Genomic DNA, 15,243 nt, shown 5'->3' on the forward strand with positions numbered 1-15,243 from the left:
CCGATACGGGGGACAGCCCTACCGCGCGAGTGTGCACGTGTACACCATTCTCAACACATGAACACCAAGCCTTCTGTTCCACCCTCCCGGCTCGCCTGGCTGGACAACCTCCGTATCGCCGTGACCGTCCTCGTCGTGGTCCACCACGCCGCCCAGGCGTACGGCCCCGACGACTGGTGGTACGTCGAGGGGCGGCCGCGCTCGGGGGCGCTGGCCGCGCTGTCGGCGCTGGACGGGACGTTCGCGATGAGCCTGTTCTTCTTCGTCTCCGCCTACTTCGTGCCCACGTCGTACGAACGCCACGGCGCCCGCGCGTTCCTGACCTCCCGGCTGCGGCGGCTCGGCATCCCGCTGGTCGTCGGGGCGCTGACGATCGTCCCGGGGCTGATGTACACGTACTACGTCCACTACCGCGGCTACGCCCCGATCTCCTTCCCCCGCTACTTCACCGACGTGTATCTGGGGCTGGGCGAGAAGCCGGCCGGCTGGAGCGGCCCGTCCTGGCCGGATCTCCAGTTCGCGCACCTGTGGTTCATCCAGAACCTGCTGGCCTACAGCGCCCTGTATCTGCTGTGCCGGCAGGCCGCCCGGCTGCTGCGCCGACGGCGGCGTGAGGACCAGAACCCCGCGCGGGTGCCGGGGCACGGCGCGCTGGCGCTGCTGACCGTCGGGCTCGCGGCGGCCACCTACGCCGTGCGGCTGCGCTACCCGCTCGACTCCTGGGTGCCCTTTCTGGACTTCCTCCAGGTGGAGCCCGCCCGGCTGCCGCTCCAGGCGAGCTTCTTCGTGCTCGGCGCGGTGGCCCACCGCTACGGCTGGCCGGCGCGCTTCCCCGCCCGGACCGGCCTGATCTGGCTGGCGGGCGGGGTCGGCGGGGCGGCCCTGCTGTTCGCCGTCGGCCCGGACGCCGACTGGTTCGCGCCGGGCGGCGCCGGGTGGCGGTCCGCGCTGTGGTCGCTGTACGAGAGCGGCCTGTGCGTGGCGCTGTGCGTCGGGCTGCTCACGCTGTTCCGCGAGCGGTGCGCGGGCTCGGGGCGGCTGCGCCGCGAGCTGGCGGCCGGTTCGTACGCCGTCTACATCATCCATCTGCCGATCGTCGTGGCCGTGCAGTTCGCCCTGGGGAGAGATGCCCTGCCCGCGCTCGTCGCCTGGGTCCTGACGGCCGTTCTCGCGCTGGGCGCGGCGTTCCCGGCTGCCGCCGGACTGCGCCGGCTGCCGGGGTTCCGCTCGGTGCTTTGAATCCTCCCCTCCCTGAAGGGAGGGGATTCCTGGCTCAGGCCGCCTCCTGGAGCAGCGCTCCGGGAGGTCTTCTGCCATCGGCACCAGCCGGGTTGAGACCAGCCCGGACGAGCATCACGTGTGCGGAGTTCTTGTCCCGTGGGGACATGGTTCCGCATGCGGTGCAGGTGATAGGTGCGCTCACCCAGCGGCAGGCGATGCTTGGCTCTCGCATCGCACTGCGCGCAGTCCATCGTGGTGTGCGCGGGGTGGACGAGGCGGATGTCCCGCCCGTGCTTGCGGCCCATCTCGATCAGGGCGGCCTTGGTGGCGCCGAGAGCGGCGTCAGCGGCCTTGCGGGCCATGGTGGTCTTGGCGAGGAACTTCGGGCGGAAGTCCTCGACAGCGATGGCGTCGTGGTCGCGATCTCCTTCACGCCCCGGTCGACACCGAGTACGCGGCCGGTCCCAGGCAGGGGCGCAACCTGGGCGGGTACGACGAACGAGCAATACCAGTGCCCGAGGCTGTCCTGATACACGCGCACTGAGGACGGCTCAGCCGGCAGTTCCCGCGACCACACCACCGTCACGACGATGCCCCCGGCCAGGCGCAGATGCCCGTCCTGCAACCGGAACCCGCGCCGGGTGTAGTTGAGGCTCGGCAGCGCCTCGCGCCTGGTCTTCCACTTCGGCATCCCGGCCCGCCGCCGTATCGGCAAGCGTGTTGTGATGTCCTTCTGTGCCTTGGCGCGGGAGCGGCCGAAGTCGCGGATGATCTGCTGCTGAGGGACCGACGAGCCCTCACGCAGCCATGGTGTCGTCTTCCGCGCCTCGGTCAGCATCCTGTCGAGCTGAGCCGGGCCGCACGTGGCCCTCTGGCCGGTGGCCTTGTTGCGCAGGTACACGGCCCTGGACTTGGCGACGCACTCGTTCCACACCCACTGGCAGCGGTCCCACTCCGCCGCCAGGGCGGTACGGGCGGTGGACGACACGCGAACCCGGTAGGTGTACCGAGCATGCCCGGCCTCCGCAGCCGCCCTCACCTGTGCCATCCCCCTCACAGTCCCCGGCCGGGACGCCATGCCCCGACTCTCCGAAAGACCATACGCACGGCCGCCGTACACACGTGCCCCGATCCCGCCACCATCACCCCGTCCAGCGATCACTGGCGCACGCGTTCGCATCACGCTGGCGATGCCGACACGGCAGTGGGCCTCGCGCACTGAAGCGGATACGGGGATGCTCCGCGTCGCAACACGGATGCGATTCCTTCCAGGGGCAAACGGGGGGAGCCTCCTCGCAAGACATCAGGTGACGCCGCCCCCCAGGCGGCCCGTCTGCCCGCCGTTCGCCCCCTCCACCCCGTAAGATCAACTCAGTTGAAGGGTGAACGGCGGGCAGCGCAGAGTTGGAACGTGACATGGCGGACCAGACCGTCGCACTCAAGGTGCGCACCCTCGCGGAGCGCTCCCGCCGGGTTGTCGACTCGCGCTGGTTCGGGGTGCTGGTCTTCGGCGTCATCATGGCCAACGCCGCCGTCCTCGGCGTCGAGACGTACGGCGGCGCCGTCGAGCGCTGGCACACCGAGCTGAAGGCCCTGGAACACGTCTTCCTGGCCTTCTTCACCGCCGAGATCCTGTTACGGGCGGCCGCCCATGCCGACCGGCCCCGGGACTTCCTCCGCGACCCGTGGAACCTGTTCGACGTGGTGGTCGTGGTGCTCGCGTTCCTGCCCATCGCGCGCGAGAACGCGACCGTGCTGCGGCTGCTGAGGCTGGCCCGGGTGCTGCGGGCCGCGCGGTTCCTGCCGCAGGTGCGGATTGTGATCACGGCCGTCGGCAAGAGCCTCCCGGGCACGCTGAGCTTTCTGCTGGTCGGCACCCTGCTGCTGTATGTGTACGCCATGGTCGGCTGGGTGTTCTTCGCCGACGACGACCCGGAGCACTACGGCTCGATCGGGCGGTCCGGGCTGACCCTGTTCCTGCTCATCACCCTGGACGGGCTGGGCGACGCGGTGCGCGCGGGGCTCGAGATCTCCCGCTGGACCATCGTCTACTTCGCGTCGTTCGTGCTGCTGGGGTCCTTTGTGCTGGTGAACCTGCTCATCGGCGTGGTGATCAACTCCCTTGAGGAGGCCCGCGCGATGGAGGAGGAGCAGCCGAACGGGCGGCACGCGGCCGCGCAGCCCGCCGTGCCACCGGAGGGGGATGCGCTGCGGGAGCGGATCGCGGCCGCCCGCCGGGCGCTCGACGATCTGGAAGCCGGCCTGGAGGCCGACCGGGGAAGCCGGGACGGGGTCAGCGCGGAGCGGTGCCGCCATTGACGTTGTGGTGAGTTTGAGACGGCGACACGCCGAAGCGACGGCGTGTCGCCGTCTCAAACTCACCACAAGTCCATGCCGGGTCATGGCCCCAGGGCAGCGGCTGCGTCCTGATGTCCTCGCGTATGAGGAACGTGAGCGGCAGCGGCGGCGGGAACTCCGGCAGGAGCGCGAGGCTCGACAGGAACGGGGTCCCGTGCCGATGCTGGCCCTCGGTGGCATCGACACCGTGCCCGTGTGGGTGGCGCGGTGAGGGCGATGTTCGGCCTGCGGCTGCTGCCGTGGTCCGGCCCCGATGGCAAGCCGTGCTATCTGGCGACGGACGACGGCAACAGCCTTCTGAGCCGCAGAGCGGACGAGATCGAGGCGCTCCAGGTGTCGATGGGGAGGGAACTCCTCGCCCACGCCCGCGCGCTGCTCGCGGACCGTGAGGCGGGCGCTGGGGAACTCCGCTTCCTGGCGGCTCGGTTGTGTGAGGCGCTGTGCGACGTGCTGCGGGTGGCCGAGAGCAGAGGCGGGCGCCTGCCCGCACCCGACGAGGACGGCGTGCATGGGCTGGACCCTGAGCGTGCCCGGGAGTTGTCATGACCGGCTGGCGGATCTGGCCCGTTCCCGGGTGGGGCCTGCGCCGTACGCACGAGGGGGAGCTCGCGCTGCCACTCCAGATCAGCAGCGGCGGGCAGCATCGTGCCATCGCCGAACTGGAGCTGACACCCGTTGAGGCGGAACATCTGCACGCGGCCTTGTGCTACGCGCTCGACGGGCGGCATCCGCCCGTCGGCGCCCCCGAATGCTGTCAGCCGGTCCGCTACCCGGGCGGGCGGCAGCGGTACTGAAAACGGCCGCCCGCCTCGGGTCAGCGCGGAGCGGTGCCGCTGCCGGGGTCGTTCTCCGTCCGGGATTTGATGACGTCGCCGGGCTCGGCGCGGATGACACGGTTGCCGGATCCGTCCTGGGTGACGGACGGCGCCTCGTCGGACTTCATCGCCTTGGCCTCGCTCTTGAGGATGCGGGCCGACTTGCCCATGGAGCGGACCAGGTCCGGGAGTTTCTTGGCCCCGAGGACGACGATGACGACGATCAGGAGCAGTGACAGTTCGCTTATGCCGAGCATCGGTGCCTGCTTTCTCTGTGGGGTGGTGGGCTTGCGCTGGGGTGCGGGTGGCCGCCGCCGTCAGTCTTCCCCCGATGAGCGTCGCACGGAGAAGTCCGGGCTCGCATAGTCGGGGCTGGAGAAGTCAGGGCTCGCGTAGTCGGGTTTGGCGCGATCGGGATGCGCTCGGTCGGGGGTCGCGTAGTCCGGGCTGGCGTAGTCGGGGCTGGCGTAATCGGGGGCCGCGAAGTCCGGGCTGGAGTAGCCGAGGCGCGGGCGGCGGGCGGGTTCCGGGGGCCGCGTGGGGCCGTTCCGGGGCAGTCGCTCGCGCAGATACGGCAGCACGCCGCGTTCGAGGAGGGCCCGCCGCCAGGCGCCGCGCGCCGCGGCCACCCGTTCGTACTGCCGCTCGGGTGGCGTGGTGCGGTGCCGTGCGGCGGTGGTGAACAGCCAGACGACGCCGGAGACGGTGGTGACGGCCGCGATGACGGCGGTGGTCCAGGCGGCGGTCAGCAGGGTGTCGGCGAGCCGCTCCTGGGAGTCGCTGAGCCCCATGAGGTAGCCGAGAAGCAGGAAGACCGCGGTCGCGGTGGTGGCCAGCACCGGCGTCAGAACGGCCAGCGCGGGCAGCAGCCCACGCCCGCCCGGCCCGTTCCCGGTGGTCGCCTCGGAGGTTTCTTCAGAGAGTGCCGAGGGGCGGGCCGCCGCGCGCAGCTGGACGTAGTCGCGGTACTCGGCCGCGGCCGCCGCCGCGATGGAGGCGGCGTCCGCCAGGGCCTGGGAGTGCAGCTCTTCGAGGCCCGGGCCCTCGGCGGAGCCGTTCCGCAGGGCCGCGCGGATCTCCGCGGCGTTCAGCGCCTGGCGCAGCACCTCCTCGAAGTCGGATCTGTCCTCCCGCTGCAAGGCCTGCGTCGCGTTCGGGCCGGTCATGTCCGTCCCCTCGATGAGTTGGAGCCAGCCGGTGGCGCCGCTGCCGGGCCGGGGCACCCGAGGGCCCGGCCCGGCAGCGGCGGCGGTGCCGGCGGCAAGGCCGGCGGCAGGGGCCGTGTCAGATGCTCACGCCGAAGTCGGAGGCGATGCCCGCCAGGCCCGAGGCGTAGCCCTGCCCGACGGCGCGGAACTTCCACTCCGCGCCGTGGCGGTAGAGCTCGCCGAAGACCATGGCGGTCTCGGTCGCCGCGTCCTCGCTCAGGTCGTAGCGGGCGAGTTCGGCGCCGTCGGCCTGGTTCACCACGCGGATGAACGCGTTGCGGACCTGGCCGAAGCTCTGGCCGCGGGACTCGGCGTCGTGGATGGAGACCGGGAAGACGATCTTGGAGACATCGGCGGGCACGCCGGCCAGGTTGACCTTGATGCTCTCGTCGTCGCCGTCGCCCTCACCGGTGAGGTTGTCACCGGTGTGCTCGACCGAACCGTCGGGGCTGGTGAGGTTGTTGTAGAAGACGAAGTGCTGGTTGGAGGGGACCTTTCCGGACTCGTCGACGAGCAGGGCGCTGGCGTCCAGGTCGTAGTCGGTGCCCGTCGTCGTCCGAACGTCCCAGCCGAGGCCGACCAGGACCGCGGTCAGACCCGGTGCCTCCTTGCTGAGCGAGACGTTGCCGCCTTTGGACAGGGAAACTCCCACGATCTCCTCCTGTGTTTCGGTTGGCCCGGAGCCGGGCCCGGACTCAAAATCTACAACACTGTAGAAGAATCGTGGGGGGCTGTTCGAAGCCGCCGAGGATGTACGGTCCTGTGGCGGCGCAGCGGAGAGAGGAGACGGTGTGAGGGACGACCCCTTGAACCCGGACGAGCACGGCCCCCGCCAGCGTTCTCGGCGGCGCGGGCAGGGCGAGCTGGAGGCGCAGGTCCTGGACGTGCTGTGCCGGGCGGGCGGCCCGGTCACGGCGGCCTGGGTGCAGGAGCGGCTCGAGGGCGACCTGGCGTACACGACGGTGATGACGATCCTGTCCCGGCTGCACACCAAACAGGCCGTGGCGCGGGAGCGGGTGGGCCGGGCGTTCGTCTGGCGGGCCGAGGCGGACGAGGCGGGCCTGGCCGCGCTGCGGATGCGCCGGGTGCTGGACGGCCAGGACGACCGGGAGGCCGTGCTGGCGAGTTTTGTGACGGGGTTGTCGGCGGACGACGAGCGGCTGCTGCGGGACCTGCTGAGCGAGGCCGCGGAGGAGCCGGAGAACTGACCCATGGGCTTGTTCGTCTTCCTCCCCCTGATGCTGCCGCTGACGGCGCTGCCGATCGCGCGCCTGGCCGAGCAGCATCTGCATCCGCGGGCCGCCACCCGACTGCTGTCGCTGGTCGGGGGCGTGCTCGCGCTGTGCTCCACGCTGTGCCTGGTGCTGCTGGTCGTCGTCGGCACGGCCCAGCTGCCGGGCAATCCGCTCCCGGACGGCTGGTCCGACCCCGAGGTGCGGGCCGCCGTGCCGTACGACGAGGTGGCCGGGAAGGCCGCGATCGGCGCGCTGGCCGTGGTGGCCGCCGGCTGCACGGGCACCCTGGTGCGGCATGTGACGGTGCGGCGGCGGGCCCAGGCCGCGCTGGCCGGTATGCCGGAGTCGCCGGTCGCGGTGCTGCCCGACGGCAAGGCGTACGCGTATGCCCTGCCCGGCGGGCCCGGCGCGTGCCGCGACCGGGGGCGGGTCGTGGTGTCCACCGCGATGCTGGACTGTCTGAACGCGCGCGAGCGCAAGGCGCTGATCGCCCATGAGCGGGCCCATCTGACCGGACGGCACCATCGCTACCTTCTGGTGGCCCAGCTGGCGGCGCGGGCGAACCCCCTGCTGTACGCGCTCCAGGCCGCGGTGGCCTACTGCGCGGAGCGGTGGGCGGACGAGGAAGCGGCCGGGGCGGTGGGGGACCGCAGGGTGATGGCGCGGGCGGTCGGCAAGGCGGCGCTGGTCTCGCAGGGCACGCCCGCCCCCACGCTGGCCGGATTCGCCGCCCCCGGGCCGGTGCCCCGGCGGGTGGCGGCGCTGCTCGGCCCGGTGCCGCCCGCCCGGTGGTGGCCGCCGGTGGCCACCGCGGCGGGGCTGGCCGCCTGGATCGCGGCCGCCGGGACCGCCGCGTCCGCGCTGTCCTCGGCGAACGCGGCGGTGGCGCTGTTCCTCGTCCTCCATGCGGCCACCCCGCTGTGACCGGCGGGCCGCCTGTGGCGCTTACCGGTCGAATTACAGGTCGAACTCGGCCGGCGGCAGCTCCAGGGCGAAACAGGCCTCACGGACGACGGCCTGCTCGGTCTTGTCGAAGTCGCCGTCCGCGCCGCCGATGACGATGCCGATCTGGATGACGGCCCGTGCCTCGGCGGGCTTCTTCTTCGCCTTGGCGACCTCCTGGAGGAGGCTCACCTTGCCGAAGTCGAAGTCGGCCATGAGCTTGTTGAGGTAGTCGTTGAAGCGGCGCTGGAGGTCGTCCGCGGGGAAGTTCTGCAACACCTCGTTGGTGGCGATGAGCTGGGCGACGCGCTGCCGCTCGGACGGGTCGACGCTGCCGTCGGCCGCCGCGACCAGGGCGCACATCGCCATGCTCGCGTCGCGGAACGCCCCGCTCTTCAGGTCGTTCTTCTTCGCGACGAGCTGGGTCTGCATCGTCTGGGCGGAATCCTTGATGCGATCCCACAGGGCCATGAGAACTCCGTACGTGTGTTGTCTCTACAGTGTTGTAAAAGCTAGCAGGGGTGTTTGGCGTGGGTTGTGGCGGCCGGTCCGGCCGTGGACTCAGTCTTCCTCTTCGTCCTCGAAAGCGTCACCGATCTCGTCGACGACCTCGGCCGCGACCATGCCGCCGACGATGCCGACCGCGACCCCCGCCGCGACGCCCGCGACCACGGCGCCGGTGCTGGGGCCGGAGCGGCGGTGGCCGTCGTGCCCGTGGCTGTCGTGCCCGTGCTCGCCGTGTCCGTAACCCCCGTGACCCCCGTGACCGTGTCCGTACCCGTCCTGGTGGCCGTAACCCTGTCCGTAGGGTGCGCCGTGCGCGCCGCGGCTGTCGACCATCTGCCGCACCCAGGCGTCGACCTCGGCCGTCCAGTCGCGGTGCTCGGCCCCCTCGTGGCCGACGGTGAAGCGGTTGAGGGCGTCATGGCCGCCGGAGAACAGCCCGCCGCGCTTGTCGGCCTCCAGGACGACCTCCATGCCGCCGGGGTGGGCGAGGAAAGTGACCTCGATCTCGTTGACCGCGTGGGCGTACTGCGGGGCGGGGGTGAGCTCGATCTCCTGGTAGAACGGCAGCGTCTGGCCGGTGCCGCCGATGTGCCCCAGCTCCAGATCCGCCGACTTGAAGCCGAAGCCGAGCTGCCCGAACGCCTCCAGGATGGCCTCCTGCGCGGGCAGCGGGCCCACGGTCAGCTGGTCCAGGTCGCCCTTGTCCTTCGCGCCGGCCACCGCGAGCTCGGTGCGCACGCCCATGATGATGCCCAGCGGCTGCCCGTACAGCTCGGTGACGGGCGTCTCCCACGGGATGTGGACGGAGAAGGGCACGCTCATGTGCTCCCCCTCGGCGAGCCGGAACCCGCCGCCGACCGTGAAGCGGTCGAAGGCGACGACGCCCTCGCTCTCCCCGTCCTCGTGCTCGGCCTCGACCCGGGCCACCAGTTCCAGGGTGATCTGCTCGATCTGGAAGTCCGAGGACCCACCCTTGAGGTGGACCTGCCCGCTCAGCACGCCACCGGGACGGACCGGCCCGCCCTCGAGGACCGTGTCCACGGTGGGGCCGCCGACACCGAGCGAGCCGAGCAGTCGTTTGAACACCATCGCGGCGTTCACTCCTTCACAAGTATTCTGGTCCCCGTCGTTTTTCTACACGCATGTAGAAGCATAGAGCGGGCGCCGCCCCCCGGGAATGCTTTACCATCTCTTTACGCTGAATGAGGGACGATCCCTCCCCGAACCATGAGGGCCTACCCGGCCCACCGAGCGAAGAAAAGGAGCGGCGGACCCGCCATGGGTGAACCTCCCAGTACCGGCCGTGCCATACCCCTGCGGCATTCGAGCGACGCGCGGGGGGTGGCACGGTGACCGAGGTCCTGCTGCTCCTCCTGGCCCTGCTCCTCACCCTGGCCTGCGCGGTCTTCGTGGCCGCCGAGTTCTCGCTGACCACCGTCGAGCGCGGTGAGCTGGAGCGCGCCGTCGAGGCGGGCGAGCGCGGCGCCGAGGGCGCGCTGGCGGCGGTGCGCCGGCTGACCTTCCAGCTGTCCGGTGCCCAGCTGGGCATCACCGTCACCTCCCTGGTGATCGGCATGCTCGCCGAGCCGTCCCTGGCCGCGCTGCTGCGCGGTCCGCTGAGCGCCGCCGGCCTGGGCGGGGCCGCCTCCTCGGTGGCCACCGTGCTGGGCGTGGCCCTGTCCACCGTGGTGCTGATGGTGGTCGGCGAGCTGGTCCCCAAGAACTGGGCCATCTCCCGCCCGCTGGCCGTGGCCAAGGTCGTGGCCGGCCCCCAGCGCGGCTTCACCGCCGCCTTCTCGCCGTTCATCCGCCACCTCAACAACGCCGCCAACCGGTTCGTACGCCGTCTCGGCCTGGAGCCCGCGGAGGAGCTGGCCGGCGCCCGCACCCCGGAGGAGCTGGTGGCCCTGGCCCGCCATTCCGCCGCGCAGGGGGCCATCGAGCCGGACTCGGCCGAGCTGTTCGTCCGCACGCTCCACCTGGGTGAGCTGACCGCGGAGAACGTGATGACCCCGCGCGTGGACGTCCGGGCCCTGGAGGCCCACGCCACGGCCGCCGACGCCGCCAACCTCACCTTCGCCACCGGCCTGTCCCGCTTCCCCGTCTACCGCGACAGCCTCGACGAGGTCATCGGCACCGTCCACATCCGCGACGTCCTCGCCCTGGACGCCGCCAAGCGCGCCGCCACCCCCGTCACCGACCTGATCACCCCGCCGCTGCTGGTGCCCGACACCCTGCCCGTCGGCACGCTGCTCCAGCGCCTGCGCGCCGAGCGCGTCATGGCGGTGGTCATCGACGAGTACGGCGGGACCGCCGGGGTGGCCACCGTCGAGGACATCGTCGAGGAGGTCATCGGCGAGGTCCGCGACGAGCACGACCCCCTCAACCCGCCCGACCTGCTGCCCGCGCCGCCCACCGACGACGGCCGCGCCGTCTGGGAGGCCGACGGCGGCGTCCGCCTCGACGAGCTCGCCGCCATCGGCCTCGCCGCGCCCGACGGCCCGTACGAGACCCTGGCCGGGCTGCTCGCCACCCGCCTGGCGCGCATCCCCGCCGAAGGCGACACCGTCCACCTGGACGGCTGGGAGCTGACCGTCCTCGACGTCGACCACCACCGCGCCGACCGCGTCACCATCACCGCCCCGGCGACCCCCGCCACCGAGCTCGCCACGGACGAGGTCACCGACAGGGGCACAGACAAGATCACAGTCAAGGAGGAGGCCCGATGACCGTCCTACAGCTGGCCATCGGCGCCTTCACCCTGCTCACCAACGCCTTCTTCGTCGGCGCCGAGTTCGCCCTGATCTCCGTGCGCCGCAGCCAGATCGAACCCGCCGCGCAGGCGGGCGGGCGGCGCGCCCGCACCGTGCTGTGGGCGCTGGAGCACCTGTCCGCCCTGCTGGCCACCGCCCAGCTGGGCATCACCATCTCCTCGCTGGTCCTGGGCGCGGTCGCCGAACCGGCCATCGCGCATCTGCTGGAGCCCGGCTTCGACGCGGTGCACGTCCCACAGGGCCTGGTGCACCCGATCGCCTTCGTGGTCGCCCTGACCGCGGCCACCTATGCGCACATGCTCATCGGCGAGATGGTCCCCAAGAACATCGCCCTCGCCGCGCCCGAGCGCACCGCGCTGCTGCTCGGCCCGCCCCTGGTGGCCGTCACCCGCGCGCTGCGCCCCGTCGTCTTCGGCATCAACGCCTTCGCCAACACGCTGCTGCGGCTGCTGAAGGTCGAGCCCAAGGACGAGGTCGAGTCCGTCTTCACCGACGCCGAGCTGATCCGGCTGGTCCGCGACTCCAGCGACGCGGGCCTGCTGGACCCCACCGGCAGCGAGCGGCTGCGCGACGCCCTGGAGCTGGGCACCCGCCGGGTCGGCGACATCCTGGTGCCGCTGGACGAGATGGTCACCGTCGGCCCCGAGGTCACCCCCGACCAGCTGGAGCGCGCCGCAGCCGCCTCCGGCTACTCCCGGCTGCCGGTCCTCGCCCCGGCCGGGGCGGTGCTCGGCTATCTGCACATCAAGGACACCCTCGGGGCGACCGACCGCGACAAACCCTTCCCGGGCACCGCGCTGCACGCCGTCACCCGGGTGCGCGCCGACACCCCGCTGGACGACACCCTCACCGCGATGCGCGCCGCGGGCACCCACCTGGCGGCGGTCACCGGCGACGGCGGGGCCGTGCTCGGCTTCGTCACGATGACGGATGTCCTGGACGAGCTGGTGGGCCCCGAGCCGTCCGCCGTCTAAACGCGGGAGCCGTCTAAGTATGTGGACACTGTCTTGCATACGAGACAGCGAGTCTGGAGGATGAGCCGACGGCACACGCGGGCATGGGCGGCAGGAGCGGGGAACTGGAGATGGGAATCGGCTCCTCGGCACTGCTGGTGTCGGCCGGCGTGGCCTCGGGGCTCGCCGGCTCGATCGCCGGTCTGGCCTCGCTGTTCAGCTACCCGGCGCTGCTCGCGGCGGGGCTGCCGCCGGTGGCGGCCAATGTGACCAACACGGTCGCGCTGTTCTCCAACACGGTGGGCACCGCGGCCGGGTCCCGGACCGAACTGCGCGGTCAGCGCGACCGTCTGCTGCGGCTCGCGGTCCTCTCCGCGCTCGGCGGCGCGGTGGGGGCCGCGCTGCTGCTCTCCACCCCGTCCTCGGCCTTCGAGGCCGTCGTGCCGTGGCTCATCGCGCTCGGCTCGGTGCTGATCCTGGTCCGCGACCCGCTGCGCCGCCTGGTGACCTCGCGGGCGCACGCCCTCGGCTCCGCCGCCCGCCCCACGCTCCCCATCGCCGCCGCGGTCCTGCTGGTCGGCCTGTACGGCGGCTACTTCGGCGCGGCCTCCGGCGTGCTGATGCTGGCGGTGCTCTCGCTCACCGCCGCCGCGGGCGAGCCGCTCCCGGTCACCAACGCCGTCAAGAACATCGCCACCGGCGCGGCCAACATCACCGCCGCGGTGGCCTACGCCTTCGTCGCGCCCGTGCACTGGGGCGCCGCCGTGGCGCTCGGCGTCGGCGCCCTCCTGGGCAGCTGGGTGGGCCCCGTGATCGTACGGCGGCTGCCCGAGACCCCGCTGCGCATCGCCATAGCCCTGGCCGGCCTCGGCCTCGCGGTCAGCCTCTGGTACCAGGGGTAGGCGAGTCCGAGGCCTCACTCGAGGGCTCACCCGACGAGGGCTGGGCCGACAGCCGGGCCGAGGGCCGGTCCGCGCGCACGGAGAACGCCGTGTACCCGGCCGTGGCCACGATCTCGTCCTTGACGAGCATCACGCTCGGCGGGACGGCCACACCCCCGACCCCGACGTCGTTCAGCGCCGTGATGCGCCACGCCTCCGCCCCGGTCCTGGTGTTCAGCGCCAGCAACCGGCCGAAGCGGTTGGAGAAGTACAGCTGTCCGTACTTCTCGGACCTCACCGGCGCGGACAGGCTCTCGACGTCCGTCGACCTCCGCCACAGCCTCCGGCCGGTGTCCGCGGACACGGCGCTGACCGCCCCGTTGTCCTGGACGAAGTAGACGACGCCGTTCAGCACGGTGGCCGAGCCGTACATGGTGTGGGACAGTGCGGTCCGCTCGGTCTCGCCGGTGCGCGGGTCCACGCGGATCAGGGCGTTGTACGGCCGCACGTACCCCTCGTCGTACACGTCTTTCGCGGTCTGCGGTACGAGGAACACGGGCTGGTCGCGGAAGGCGCCGAGGAGCAGCGACTTCTTGGGGAGGGTGGCGAGTTCGTGCGGGGTGCCGTCAGCGGGGTCGAGGCGCAGCAGGGTGTACGGGCCCTCGACGGCCAGGCCGGAATCGTCGATGGGTGAGCAGAGGGCGTACGGGACGCCGCCCAGCACCGTCGGATCGCAGAACTTCCCCGCGAGCGCCGGCGACCGCCACAGCTGCCGACCCGACGTCCCGTACGCGATGAACTCCTGTTCCCCGTCCGCCAGCGTCAGCACCCCGCCGGGGAACAGGACCGCCGATCCGGACCCGCTCATCTGCTGTGTCCACCGCTGTTTCTTGGTGTCGGCGTCCAGCGCCACCACCTGCCGGCCCCGCCCCCCAGACTCCCGGTAGGCGTAGACGACCCCGTCCCGCACCCCGATCGGCCGCGCCTGCTGCGGGGAGTTTCCCCACCGCCACCGGACGCGACCGGTGGCGGCGTCCACCGCGGCGATGGTGAAGCCCGTTCCGCCGCAGTACAGGGTGGTGGCGTCGGACACACACCCGGACTTCTGGTAGCCCATCTGGGGGCCGGACGTGGTGACGCTCAGCGACGTGCGCCAGGGTTGCCAGCCCTTGGGCAGCGCCGCGGATGGCGTGGACGCGGTGGGCTGCGTCGTGTCCGGCGAGGGCGAGTCCGTCGCGAACATCACCGCCGCGACGGTCAGCCCGGCGAGGGCCAGGGTCGCGCCGATGACCGTGAGGATCAGCCGTCGGCGCCGCCGCCCGGCGGCGGGCTTGCCGGGGAGCGGGGGCGGTGGCGGCGGGGCCTGGAGGGCGCCTTCGGCGTCCGGGCCCTCGGCGTTCGGCCTTTTGACGGTCGAGCGGTCCGCGGCGGGGAAGTCGGGCAGCGCGTCGAGCATGCGGTGCAGCTCGGTCAGATCGGGCCGCTTCGCCGGGTCCTTGTCCAGGCAGCGCTCGGCGATCGCCGCGAGCGGCCTGGGGACCCCGGCCAGCGTCGGGTGCTCGTACATCACCTGATAGCCCGACACGTACGGGCTGTCGGAGTCGAACGGCGCGGTGCCCGTGACCGCGTACACCAGCAGCGACCCCAGCGAGAACACGTCCGAGGCTGCCGTGACGCCCCGGGGTGTGCGCAGTTGCTCGGGCGACATGAAGGGCGGGGTGCCCAGCACCCTCCCGACGGTGACGGTGAGCGTCTGGTTGTCGGCGGCGCGCGAGATGCCGAAATCGATGACGCGCGGACCGTCCCCGGCCATCAGGATGTTGGAGGGCTTCAGGTCCCGGTGCACCACCCCGACCTTGTGGATGTCGCGCAGCGCCTCGACGAGACCCAGCCCCAGCCGCCGCAGATCCCGCCCGCCCAGCGGGCCTTTCTCGCGTACGACCTCGCTCAGGGTGGGGCCGGGCACGTACAGCGTGGCCATCCAGGGCCGCGCGGCGTCCGGATCGGCGTCCACCACCGGGGCGGTGAACGCCCCGCTCACCTTGCGGGCCGCCGCGACCTCCTGCCGGAAGCGGGTCCGGAACTCCTCGTCCTGCGCGTACTGTTCGTGCACGAGCTTGACCGCGACCTGCCGCCCCGAGTCCGAGCGCCCGAGATAGACGACGCCCATGCCGCCCGCGCCGAGCCGGTCGGTCAGGGTGTAGCCGCTTATGGATTCAGGGTCCCCGGCGCTCAGCGGCATCGCTCGCCCATCCTCTTTCTCCCGTTTCGTCCCGCCCGAACGGCTTTGCCAGGCAACCAGGTTAGGGCCGGCGGGCCCGCGTGACCGGTCGGCCACGCCCGAACCGC

The 15,243-nt window shown here is 72.1% G+C and carries 15 protein-coding genes and 1 pseudogene; 9 read left to right on the plus strand and 7 right to left on the minus strand.

The genetic code is table 11. The features are described from left to right. The first annotated feature begins 57 nt into the window (after positions 1-57). Positions 58-1,239, plus strand: a complete 1,182-nt coding sequence (locus tag ACH4S9_RS36250) for an acyltransferase (RefSeq protein ID WP_398375806.1) — start codon at positions 58-60, stop codon at positions 1,237-1,239. A 34-nt stretch (positions 1,240-1,273) separates the two neighbouring features. Here ACH4S9_RS36250 and ACH4S9_RS36255 read toward each other — a convergent pair. Further along, positions 1,274-2,269: pseudogene (locus ACH4S9_RS36255) on the minus strand (RNA-guided endonuclease InsQ/TnpB family protein). 368 nt (positions 2,270-2,637) lie between these two features. On the opposite strand from ACH4S9_RS36255, the gene ACH4S9_RS36260 reads away from it, so the two are divergent. From ACH4S9_RS36260 to ACH4S9_RS36270, 3 genes are all read left to right on the plus strand, one after another. Continuing rightward, positions 2,638-3,540 (plus strand): ion transporter, encoded by a 903-nt coding sequence (locus tag ACH4S9_RS36260; RefSeq protein WP_398375808.1) that lies wholly within the window; start codon positions 2,638-2,640, stop codon positions 3,538-3,540. Between the two features lie 255 nt (positions 3,541-3,795). Further along, a complete protein-coding gene (locus ACH4S9_RS36265) occupies positions 3,796-4,125 on the plus strand; it encodes a hypothetical protein (RefSeq protein ID WP_398375927.1) in 330 nt (109 codons plus the stop codon). After that, complete coding sequence (locus ACH4S9_RS36270) at positions 4,122-4,373, plus strand: hypothetical protein (RefSeq protein ID WP_398375810.1); 252 nt, start codon at positions 4,122-4,124, stop codon at positions 4,371-4,373. The genes ACH4S9_RS36265 and ACH4S9_RS36270 overlap by 4 nt, the downstream gene beginning before the upstream one ends. A 20-nt stretch (positions 4,374-4,393) precedes the next feature. Here the strand turns inward: ACH4S9_RS36270 and ACH4S9_RS36275 are convergent, their stop codons facing one another. The 3 genes from ACH4S9_RS36275 to ACH4S9_RS36285 form a co-directional block, all read right to left on the minus strand. Then, complete coding sequence (locus ACH4S9_RS36275) at positions 4,394-4,651, minus strand: twin-arginine translocase TatA/TatE family subunit (RefSeq protein WP_311728511.1); 258 nt, start codon at positions 4,649-4,651, stop codon at positions 4,394-4,396. Positions 4,652-4,711: 60 nt separating this feature from the next. After that, entirely contained in the window at positions 4,712-5,560 is an 849-nt protein-coding gene (locus ACH4S9_RS36280; RefSeq protein WP_398375812.1) for a hypothetical protein, read from the minus strand. 118 nt (positions 5,561-5,678) lie between these two features. After that, positions 5,679-6,254, minus strand: a complete 576-nt coding sequence (locus ACH4S9_RS36285; protein WP_311728509.1) for a TerD family protein — start codon at positions 6,252-6,254, stop codon at positions 5,679-5,681. Positions 6,255-6,393: 139 nt separating this feature from the next. On the opposite strand from ACH4S9_RS36285, the gene ACH4S9_RS36290 reads away from it, so the two are divergent. Together ACH4S9_RS36290 and ACH4S9_RS36295 are read left to right on the plus strand one after the other, a co-directional pair. Then, a complete protein-coding gene (locus tag ACH4S9_RS36290; RefSeq protein ID WP_385347293.1) occupies positions 6,394-6,810 on the plus strand; it encodes a BlaI/MecI/CopY family transcriptional regulator in 417 nt (138 codons plus the stop codon). Positions 6,811-6,813: 3 nt separating this feature from the next. Then, complete coding sequence (locus ACH4S9_RS36295; protein WP_385347295.1) at positions 6,814-7,761, plus strand: M56 family metallopeptidase; 948 nt, start codon at positions 6,814-6,816, stop codon at positions 7,759-7,761. 33 nt (positions 7,762-7,794) lie between these two features. Here the strand turns inward: ACH4S9_RS36295 and ACH4S9_RS36300 are convergent, their stop codons facing one another. Continuing rightward, on the minus strand, positions 7,795-8,250 hold the full coding sequence (locus tag ACH4S9_RS36300; RefSeq protein WP_311728507.1) for a TerB family tellurite resistance protein: 456 nt from the start codon (positions 8,248-8,250) through the stop codon (positions 7,795-7,797). Positions 8,251-8,340: 90 nt separating this feature from the next. Beyond that, on the minus strand, positions 8,341-9,375 hold the full coding sequence (locus ACH4S9_RS36305) for a sporulation protein (RefSeq protein ID WP_398375815.1): 1,035 nt from the start codon (positions 9,373-9,375) through the stop codon (positions 8,341-8,343). 260 nt (positions 9,376-9,635) lie between these two features. Between ACH4S9_RS36305 and ACH4S9_RS36310 the strand changes: the two genes are divergently transcribed. The 3 genes from ACH4S9_RS36310 to ACH4S9_RS36320 all read left to right on the plus strand — a co-directional run bounded on the left by ACH4S9_RS36310 (position 9,636) and on the right by ACH4S9_RS36320 (position 12,915). Further along, positions 9,636-11,015, plus strand: a complete 1,380-nt coding sequence (locus ACH4S9_RS36310) for a hemolysin family protein (RefSeq protein WP_398375817.1) — start codon at positions 9,636-9,638, stop codon at positions 11,013-11,015. After that, positions 11,012-12,034: a hemolysin family protein gene (locus tag ACH4S9_RS36315; protein WP_398375819.1), complete on the plus strand. Its 1,023-nt coding sequence runs from the start codon at positions 11,012-11,014 to the stop codon at positions 12,032-12,034. The genes ACH4S9_RS36310 and ACH4S9_RS36315 overlap by 4 nt, the downstream gene beginning before the upstream one ends. 110 nt (positions 12,035-12,144) lie before the next feature. Continuing rightward, positions 12,145-12,915, plus strand: coding sequence for a sulfite exporter TauE/SafE family protein (locus ACH4S9_RS36320; protein WP_311728503.1), 771 nt, complete (start codon positions 12,145-12,147; stop codon positions 12,913-12,915). Here ACH4S9_RS36320 and ACH4S9_RS36325 read toward each other — a convergent pair. Continuing rightward, positions 12,893-15,136, minus strand: coding sequence for a PQQ-binding-like beta-propeller repeat protein (locus tag ACH4S9_RS36325; RefSeq protein WP_398375821.1), 2,244 nt, complete (start codon positions 15,134-15,136; stop codon positions 12,893-12,895). The two genes, ACH4S9_RS36320 and ACH4S9_RS36325, sit on opposite strands and share 23 nt — an antisense overlap. Positions 15,137-15,243: the final 107 nt, after the last annotated feature.

Source organism: Streptomyces sp. NPDC021225 (assembly GCF_044332865.1).
GTDB lineage: Bacteria > Actinomycetota > Actinomycetes > Streptomycetales > Streptomycetaceae > Streptomyces.

What these genes read in the sequence shown, in the direction of transcription:
- ACH4S9_RS36250 (WP_398375806.1), top strand. Translation starts at nt 58, where the DNA reads ATGAACACCAAGCCTTCTGTTCCACCCTCCCGGCTCGCCTGGCTGGAC.
- ACH4S9_RS36270 (WP_398375810.1), top strand. Translation starts at nt 4,122, where the DNA reads ATGACCGGCTGGCGGATCTGGCCCGTTCCCGGGTGGGGCCTGCGCCGT.
- ACH4S9_RS36300 (WP_311728507.1), bottom strand. Translation starts at nt 8,250, where the DNA reads ATGGCCCTGTGGGATCGCATCAAGGATTCCGCCCAGACGATGCAGACC.
- ACH4S9_RS36280 (WP_398375812.1), bottom strand. Translation starts at nt 5,560, where the DNA reads ATGACCGGCCCGAACGCGACGCAGGCCTTGCAGCGGGAGGACAGATCC.
- ACH4S9_RS36295 (WP_385347295.1), top strand. Translation starts at nt 6,814, where the DNA reads ATGGGCTTGTTCGTCTTCCTCCCCCTGATGCTGCCGCTGACGGCGCTG.
- ACH4S9_RS36325 (WP_398375821.1), bottom strand. Translation starts at nt 15,136, where the DNA reads ATGCCGCTGAGCGCCGGGGACCCTGAATCCATAAGCGGCTACACCCTG.
- ACH4S9_RS36305 (WP_398375815.1), bottom strand. Translation starts at nt 9,375, where the DNA reads ATGGTGTTCAAACGACTGCTCGGCTCGCTCGGTGTCGGCGGCCCCACC.
- ACH4S9_RS36265 (WP_398375927.1), top strand. Translation starts at nt 3,796, where the DNA reads ATGTTCGGCCTGCGGCTGCTGCCGTGGTCCGGCCCCGATGGCAAGCCG.
- ACH4S9_RS36275 (WP_311728511.1), bottom strand. Translation starts at nt 4,651, where the DNA reads ATGCTCGGCATAAGCGAACTGTCACTGCTCCTGATCGTCGTCATCGTC.
- ACH4S9_RS36320 (WP_311728503.1), top strand. Translation starts at nt 12,145, where the DNA reads ATGGGAATCGGCTCCTCGGCACTGCTGGTGTCGGCCGGCGTGGCCTCG.
- ACH4S9_RS36315 (WP_398375819.1), top strand. Translation starts at nt 11,012, where the DNA reads ATGACCGTCCTACAGCTGGCCATCGGCGCCTTCACCCTGCTCACCAAC.
- ACH4S9_RS36260 (WP_398375808.1), top strand. Translation starts at nt 2,638, where the DNA reads ATGGCGGACCAGACCGTCGCACTCAAGGTGCGCACCCTCGCGGAGCGC.